Origin of the sequence: Mycobacterium sp., from assembly GCF_044370595.1 — a bacterium.
Classification (GTDB): Bacteria; Actinomycetota; Actinomycetes; order Mycobacteriales; family Mycobacteriaceae; genus Mycobacterium.
The window spans coordinates 1-7,703 of the sequence record NZ_JBILVF010000158.1 but is presented as its reverse complement, the minus strand read 5'-3'; the positions used below and the strand labels follow the sequence as shown (position 1 = coordinate 7,703).

Genomic DNA, 7,703 nt, shown 5'->3' with positions numbered 1-7,703 from the left:
TCATTCGCCGTCCCCCTCTGGGAGGTTGTCGCGCGAAGGTGGGCGCAGGTCACTACCGCCCGGGTGCGGGGGCGGCCCGGCCGGGGGGCCGACGGGGGGAGCGACGAGGGGAGCGCCGGGGGCAGCACCGGGGGCAGCGACGGGGGCAGCCCGGCCTGCGGGAGCGGCCCGACCGGCCAGCCCGGGCCAACACCCGCATAGCGGATGCCGCGGCCAGCGCCGGGCCCGGATGCTCTGCACCGCGATGTCGACCTCCAGGGTGGTGTTCAGCGTGGCCGGCGGCGGCGCATGCGAAACGCCCGGCGCAGCGGCGTGCACCCCGGCGATGATCTGCTGCAGCTGGCCCATCGCCAGCCCGGCGGTGGCCAGCACCGCGGCCCGGTCGGCCACCCCGACCACGTCGCGCAGCTGCGCGGCCAACGCCGGCCAGGCCGGGTCGCGGTCGGTGCGGTGCAGGTCCACACAACACAGACAGCTGCTCACCCCCGGGATCACCAGCGGCCCCACCAGCCCGGCGCCGTCGCGCATCCGGACCGGCAGGTGCGGCACCCCGGCGGCGTGCAGTTCGCGCACCAACCGCGGGTCAGCGGCCAGCGCGTCGGCCAGCACCACCAGGTCCACCCCGGCCACCACCCCGGCGGCATGGCTGCTGCGGCTCACCCGCGCCCCCGAACAGCGCAGCCCGTCGGCCAGCAGATCCGACAGCGGCCCGCCGCCGTGCACCCGGATGGACAGCGCCCGCGCGCAGGCGCGCACCAGCCCCGCCGGCTGCACCACCCCCGCCGAAACTAGTTCGGCCAGAACGCCATCCAACTCGGCGGGCTCGCGCAGCCCGCGACCGCGGGCCAGCCGGCGCAGCTCTGCGGCGCTCATCGGCGCAGCCATCTCCCGCAGCAGCGCGGCCAGCCCGCCGGGGGACAGGCCGCGGGGTGGGCGGACCAGCACCGCGCGGTGCGGGTCCCAGCCGATCTGTACGGCACCGTCGGGCCGCAGCAGCACCGGCATCGCCGGGTCGAGCGCATACCGCATCCGGTGACTGTGCCACCGGCGGCGGCCGCGTCGACTCAGCTATCCACAGGCCCCTCGGCCTCACCGGGCTTGCGGTCACTGTCGGGGGAGCCGGAGAGGTCCTTCTCGAACTGGGCGATCGCCGCGTCGATGTCGATGCCGCTGACGTCCCCGCCGATCACCCGGTCGATGAACCCGGCCGGCTCGTCCAGATCGGCCGCCGACGGCACCAGGTCGGGGTGCTGCCACACCGCGTCGCGGGCGTCGATCCCGGCGGCCTCGGTCAGCCGCTCCCACAGCACCGCGGCCTCGCGCATCTTGCGGGGCCGCAACTCCAGGCCCAGCAGGGTGGCGAAGGTCTGCTCGGCCGGCCCGCCGGTGGCCCGCCGTCGGCGCAGCATCTCCGAGAGCGCCACCGTGCCGGGGATCCGGTCCCCCAGGGCGGCGCTGACCACCGTGGACACCCAGCCCTCGACCAGCGCCAGCAGGGTCTCCAGCCGCTCCAGCGCCGCTGTCTGCTCCGGGGTGGCCTTGGGTTCGAACATGCCCCCCTCCATTTGAGCCTGGGAGAGAAGCTCTTCCATCTTCGACGGGTCGGTCAGCGAGGTCGGGTCGAACCCGGCCGCCATCTGCTCGATACCGCTCATGTCGACCTTCATGCCCTTGGCGTAGGCCTCCACGGCCCCCATCAGCTGGCTCGACAGCCACGGAACGTGACTGAACAACCGGTGATGGGCGGCTTCCCGGGCGGCCAGGAAGGTCAGGATCTCGCTGCGCGGCTGCTCGAGTCCGGCGGAGACCTCCTCGATGGCCGCCGGCATCAGCGCCGCGGTCCCCGTCGGCCCCAGCGGCAGCCCGATGTCGGTGGAGGTCAACACCTCCTTGGACAGCCGGCCCAGCGCCTGCCCCAACTGCGAACCGAACGCCATCGACCCCATCTGGGTCATCATCGCCATCAGCGGCCCGGCCATCGCGCGGGCCTCCTCGGGCAAGCTGGAGGTCCACACCGTCGAAACCTGTTCGGCCATCGGGTCGCACAGCCGCTTCCAGGTGGCCAGGGTGTTGTCCACCCAGTCCTGCGGGGTCCACGCCGCGGCCTTGGTCACCCCGGCCGGCAGCGCGGTGGCGCCGTCCAGCCAGGTGTCGGCCAGGTGCACCGCGTCGGCGACGGCCTTGGTGGTGGACTCCGACACCGGGGCAGAGAACCCGATGGAACTCGACGCCAGCTTGCGGGCCAGCTCGTAATTCACCGCCCCGCCCTTGCCGCCGGCCATCGCGCTGCCGGCGCCGCTGAACATCTGGCCGAGCTTGGAGAAGATCTGCCCCAGATCGACGCTGCTGAAGTCGCCGCCGCCGAACCCGAACGGGTCGTTGCCGGCGGGGTCTTTGTCCCGGCCTCGGCCCTGATCGGCCCGCTCAGCCTTGTCGCGGTCGGGATCGTCGCCGGGGGAGAACCCGAAGGGCAGGTCAGACATAGCGTCCACGGTACCGCCGCTACTGTGGGCGGCGTGAACAGGCGGATGACGACGCTGATCGTGGCGATGGCGCCCATCGTGGTGTTCGGCGTGCTGCTGGCCGCGGTGCCGGTGCCCTACGTGGCGCTGGGCCCGGGTCCGACGTTCAACACCCTCGGCGAGGTGGAGGGCAAGCAGGTGGTGGCCATCGAGGGCACGGAGGTCAAACCCACCTCCGGGAACCTCAACATGACCACCGTCTCCCAGCGCGACGGCCTGACCCTGGCCCAGGCGCTGGCGTTCTGGGCCTCCGGGGATGACCAGCTGGTCCCGCGTGATCTGGTGTTCCCGCCGGAGCGCTCCCGCGACGACATCAAGAAATCCCAGAGCGCGGACTTCCAGCGCTCCGAGGACAACGCCGAGTACGCCGCGCTGAACTACCTGAAGTACCCCAAGGTCGTGACGGTGGAGAGCGTCAACGACCCGGGCCCGTCGGTCGGCAAGCTGCAGTCCGGGGACGGCGTCGTCGCCGTCGACGGCACCAAGGTCGCCGACATCGAGGCGTTCACCGCGCTGATGAAGACCACCAAACCCGGCCAGGAGATCGTCCTGGACTACCGCCGCCGCGGCGGCTCGGACGGCTCCGCCCGCATCACCCTGGGTAAAAACGACGACCGCGACTACGGCTATCTGGGCATCGCCGTGCAGGACGCCCCGTTCGCGCCGTTCACCATCGACTTCAACCTGGCCAACATCGGCGGGCCGTCAGCCGGGCTGGTATTCAGCCTGGCCGCGGTGGACAAGCTGACCACCGGCGACATCAACGGCGGCAAGTTCGTCGCCGGCACCGGCAGCATCACCCCCGACGGCGCCATCGGCCCGATCGGCGGCATCACCCACAAGATGGTCACCGCCCAGAAAGTCGGGGCGACGGTGTTCCTGGTGCCCGCCGACAATTGCGACGAGGCCCGCACGGTGCGCGGCAACACCATGGAACTGATCAAATCCGAGACCCTGCAGCAGACCATCGAGGCACTCAAGACGCTGACCTCGGGCGGCAAGCCGCCGGTCTGCTAGTTGCGTAGAGTTGTGGCCGTGAATTCCGGATGGCCAGGTAAAGGGGAACAGTGAGCGTCCGACCCCCGGCGCGGATGCCGGCTTTGACCCGTCGCAGCCGTCTGATGGTCACGGTCGCCATCGCCGTCGTCGCGATCTTGATGATCGGCCCCCGCTTCATCGACACCTACGTCAACTGGCTGTGGTTCGGCGAACTGGGCTACCGCTCGGTGTTCACCACCGTGCTGGTCACCCGGCTGATCGTGTTCCTGGTCGCCGCCCTGCTCGTCGGGGCCATCGTGTTCGCCGCGCTGGCGCTGGCCTACCGCACCCGGCCGGTGTTCGTGCCGACCACCGGACCCAACGACCCGGTGGCCCGCTACCGGACGGCGGTGCTGAGCAAGCTCAAGGGGTTCGGCCTCGGGGTGCCCGTGGCGATCGGCCTGATGGCCGGCCTGGTGGCGCAGAGCTACTGGCCGCGGGTTCAGCTGTTCCTGCACGGCGGGGACTTCGGCACCACCGACCCGCAGTTCGGCAAGGACCTCGGCTTCTACGCCTTCGACCTGCCGTTCTACCGGCTGCTGCTGAGCCTGCTGTTCGTGTCGCTGTTCCTGGCGTTCATGGCCAGCCTGGTGACGCACTACATCTTCGGCGGCATCCGGCTGGCCGCCGGCACCGGTGCGATCAGCCGGGCGGCCCGTATCCAGCTGATCAGCCTGCTCGGGGTGCTGGTGCTGCTCAAGGCGGTCGCCTACTGGCTGGACCGCTTCGAACTGCTCTCCCACACCCGGATGGCCAAACCGTTCACCGGTGCCGGCTACACCGACATCAACGCCGTCATGCCGGCCAAGCTGATCCTGCTGGCGATCGCGCTGATCTGCGCGGCCGCGGTGTTCTCCGCGCTGTTCCTGCGTGATCTGCGCATCCCGGCGATCGGCCTGGTGCTGCTGCTGCTCAGCTCGGTGGTGATCGGCGCGGGCTGGCCGATGATCGTCGAGCAGTTCAGTGTCAAACCCAATGCGGCGCAGAAGGAAAGCGAATACATCAAGCGCTCCATCACCGCCACCCGGCAGGCCTACGGGCTGACCGAGGACGTCGTCACCTACCGCGACTACGGCGGCAACTCCCCGATGGGCGCCCAGCAGGTGGCCGCCGACCGGGCCACCACCTCCAACATCCGGCTGCTGGACCCCAACGTCGTCAGCCCGGCGTTCACCCAGTTCCAGCAGGGCAAGAACTTCTACTTCTTCCCCGAGCAGCTGGCCATCGACCGCTACCCGGACCGCAACGGGTCCTTGCGCGACTTCGTGGTGGCCGCCCGGGAACTCAACCCGGCCCGGCTGATCGACAACCAGCGCGACTGGATCAACCGGCACACCGTGTTCACCCACGGCAACGGGTTCATCGCCTCCCCGGCCAACACCGTGCGCGGGGTGGCCAACGACCCCAACCAGAGCGGCGGCTACCCCGAGTTCCTGGCGTCGGTGGTCGGCGCCAACGGCAGCGTCGTCTCACCCGGACCCGCACCGTTGGACCAGCCGCGGATCTACTTCGGCCCGGTGATCGCCTCGGCGCCCAACGACTACGCGATCGTCGGCAAGAACGGCGACGACCGCGAGTACGACTACGAGACCAACACCGAGACCAAGAACTACACCTACTCCGGGGTGGGCGGGGTGCCGGTCGGCAACTGGCTGGCCAAGCTGGTGTTCGGCGCGAAGTTCGCCGAGCGGAACTTCCTGTTCTCCAACGTGATCGGCGCGAACTCCAAGATCCTGTTCAACCGCGACCCCGCAGAGCGGGTCAAGGCCGTGGCGCCGTGGCTGACCACCGACTCCTCGGTGTACCCGGCGATCGTGAACAAGCGGATGGTGTGGATCATCGACGGCTACACCACCCTGGACAACTACCCGTACTCGGAGTTGACGTCGTTGTCCTCGGCCACCGCCGACTCCACCGAGGTGGCCATCAACCGGCTGCGCCCGGACAAGAAGGTGTCCTACATCCGCAACTCGGTGAAAGCCACCGTCGACGCCTACGACGGCACCGTGACGCTGTATGCCCAGGACGAGGCCGACCCGGTGCTGGCGGCGTGGATGAAGACCTTCCCCGGCACCATCAAGCCCAAGAGCGACATCACCTCGGAGTTGGCCTCGCACCTTCGCTACCCCGAGGACCTGTTCAAGGTGCAGCGCGCGCTGCTGGCCAAGTACCACGTCGACGACCCGGTGACGTTCTTCTCCACGTCGGACTTCTGGGATGTGCCGCTGGACCCCAACCCCACCGCCAGCAGCTTCCAGCCGCCGTACTACATCGTGGCCAAAGACCTTGCCAAGAACGACAATTCGAGCTCCTTCCAGCTGACGAGTGCGATGAACCGGTTCCGCCGGGACTTCCTGGCCGCCTACATCTCGGCCAGCTCGGATCCGGACACCTACGGCAAGATCACCGTGCTGACCATCCCCGGTCAGGTCAACGGCCCCAAGCTGGCGTTCAACGCGATCTCCACCGACACCGCGGTGTCCCAGGACCTCGGCGTCATCGGCCGGGACAACCAGAACCGGATCCGGTGGGGCAACCTGCTCACGCTGCCGGTGGGCCAGGGCGGTCTGCTGTACGTGGCGCCGGTGTACGCCTCGCCGGGGGCCAGCGACGCCGCGTCGAGCTACCCGCGCCTGATCCGGGTGGCGATGCTCTACAACGACAAGGTGGGCTACGGCCCGACGGTCAGCCAGGCCCTCGACGGCATCTTCGGCTCCGGCGCGGGGGCCACCGCGGCCGGCCCGGCCCCCACCGACGGCCCCGCCGCCAAGCCGCCGGCTGACGGGGAGCAGAAGGCCCAGGCCGTCGAGGTGCCTACGCCACCGGTGGCCGTGGTGCCCCCGGGCGGGTTGAACCTCTCCGGGGCCAAAGCCGCCGCGCTGCAGGAGGTGCAGACGGCTCTCGGTGCGGTGCGCGAGGCGCAGCGCAGCGGCAACTTCGCCCAGTACGGGGCGGCGCTGCAGCGCCTCGACGAGGCGATGGGCAAGTTCGACTCGGCTAAATAGGGCAGGCAAATAGTCCAGCCAAACAGGGCAGCCAAATAGGGCTCCCCACAGGGTGACTGGCGCCCTTCAGGGTTCGCTGTTATCTATGACGCAGCTGCTCTGAAGGGGTCGTGGATGACGCTCAAGGCTGACCGTGTCCGTTGAGGTCGACGTCACCGATCTGGTGGCCTCCGGTGTCGCCGTCACCGCCTGCGGTGAGGACCTCGCCGCCGGGCACCTGGCCGCCGACGGCCGCATCGACGCCGCCGCGGCCGGCTGGCGGGGCCAATCCGCCGCCGCACTGGGGGCGCTCGCCGACCGGTGGGCCGCGAGCACCGAGGCGTTGCTGACCCGGTTGCGTGACCACGCCGCGGCCCTGCACCTCAGCGCCGCCGGGCTCACCGAGCATGAGCAGCGCGCCGCGGCGGCATTGGGCTGAGCGGTGACGCTGAGTGCCGCCGACTTCGCCCGCTGGGATCCCGGTGAGGTCCGGGAGGTGGCCGCCGCCGCGCAGGCCCGCGCCCAGGCCGCCTTCGACGCCGCCGACGGACTGGCCGGCCTGCCGTGCCTGACCAGCTGGGGCGGGCGGGCGGCCACCGCGGCCGCCGAGGCCATCGCCCGCACCCGCCGCGACCTGGACGCCGCGGCAGGAGAGGCACTGCTGGTCGGGCAGGCGGTGCGCCGGGCCGCTGAGCGCATCGAGGCGCTGCGCACCGACCTGTTCCGGCTGCAGGATGAGGCCGCAGCATGCGGCCTGGCCGTGGACCTGCCGGGCAACCGGATCGTCGGGCAGCGGCCGGGCAATGAGGTCGCCGCGGGGATGCTGCAGACCCGGCTGAACAGCATTGTGGCCGAGGCCAATTCGATCGACGCCGAGCTGGCGTCCGCGCTGAGCGTCGACGGGGCGCCGGTGGCGACGCTGCCCAGCCCCGGGCAGGCGGGCGCGCCGCTGGGCGGGTCGCTTCTTGAGGACCCGACACAGTTCCACGACCGCTGGGTGCGGTTGTCGGCCGCGCAGCGCGATGAGCTGTATCGCCGGGACCCGGCGATCGGCAACCACCCCGGCATGCCGACCGGCTCGCCGGGTGATCCCGGCAGCGACCACTACAACCGCCGACACCTGGCCGCTGCGTTGGCCGCCGCCCGGGCCTCCGGCTCG

At 70.7% G+C, this 7,703-nt stretch carries 5 protein-coding genes and 1 pseudogene; 4 read left to right on the top strand and 2 right to left on the bottom strand.

The window, feature by feature from the left end:
* Positions 1 to 189: 189 nt before the first annotated feature.
* Both ADBZ5N_RS15900 and ADBZ5N_RS15895 read right to left on the bottom strand, forming a co-directional pair.
* A pseudogene (locus tag ADBZ5N_RS15900) lies at positions 190 to 1,029 on the bottom strand (bacteriocin biosynthesis cyclodehydratase domain-containing protein); the annotation flags it as partial.
* Between the two features lie 35 nt (positions 1,030 to 1,064).
* Complete coding sequence (locus ADBZ5N_RS15895) at positions 1,065 to 2,483, bottom strand: zinc-dependent metalloprotease (RefSeq protein ID WP_526259046.1); 1,419 nt, start codon at positions 2,481 to 2,483, stop codon at positions 1,065 to 1,067.
* 33 nt (positions 2,484 to 2,516) lie between these two features.
* On the opposite strand from ADBZ5N_RS15895, the gene ADBZ5N_RS15890 reads away from it, so the two are divergent.
* The 4 genes from ADBZ5N_RS15890 to ADBZ5N_RS15875 form a co-directional block, all read left to right on the top strand.
* Complete coding sequence (locus ADBZ5N_RS15890) at positions 2,517 to 3,539, top strand: YlbL family protein (RefSeq protein ID WP_526259044.1); 1,023 nt, start codon at positions 2,517 to 2,519, stop codon at positions 3,537 to 3,539.
* 50 nt (positions 3,540 to 3,589) lie between these two features.
* A complete protein-coding gene (locus tag ADBZ5N_RS15885) occupies positions 3,590 to 6,565 on the top strand; it encodes a UPF0182 family membrane protein (protein WP_526259042.1) in 2,976 nt (991 codons plus the stop codon).
* 133 nt (positions 6,566 to 6,698) lie between these two features.
* Positions 6,699 to 6,983, top strand: a complete 285-nt coding sequence (locus tag ADBZ5N_RS15880) for a WXG100 family type VII secretion target (RefSeq protein WP_526259040.1) — start codon at positions 6,699 to 6,701, stop codon at positions 6,981 to 6,983.
* A gap of 3 nt (positions 6,984 to 6,986) precedes the next feature.
* Positions 6,987 to 7,703 (top strand): Rv0964c family protein (locus ADBZ5N_RS15875; RefSeq protein WP_526259038.1); only part of this gene is annotated, 717 nt, incomplete at its 3' end.

Coding starts and splice junctions, on each gene's coding strand:
- ADBZ5N_RS15895 (WP_526259046.1), bottom strand. CDS start 2,483: ATGTCTGACCTGCCCTTCGGGTTCTCCCCCGGCGACGATCCCGACCGC.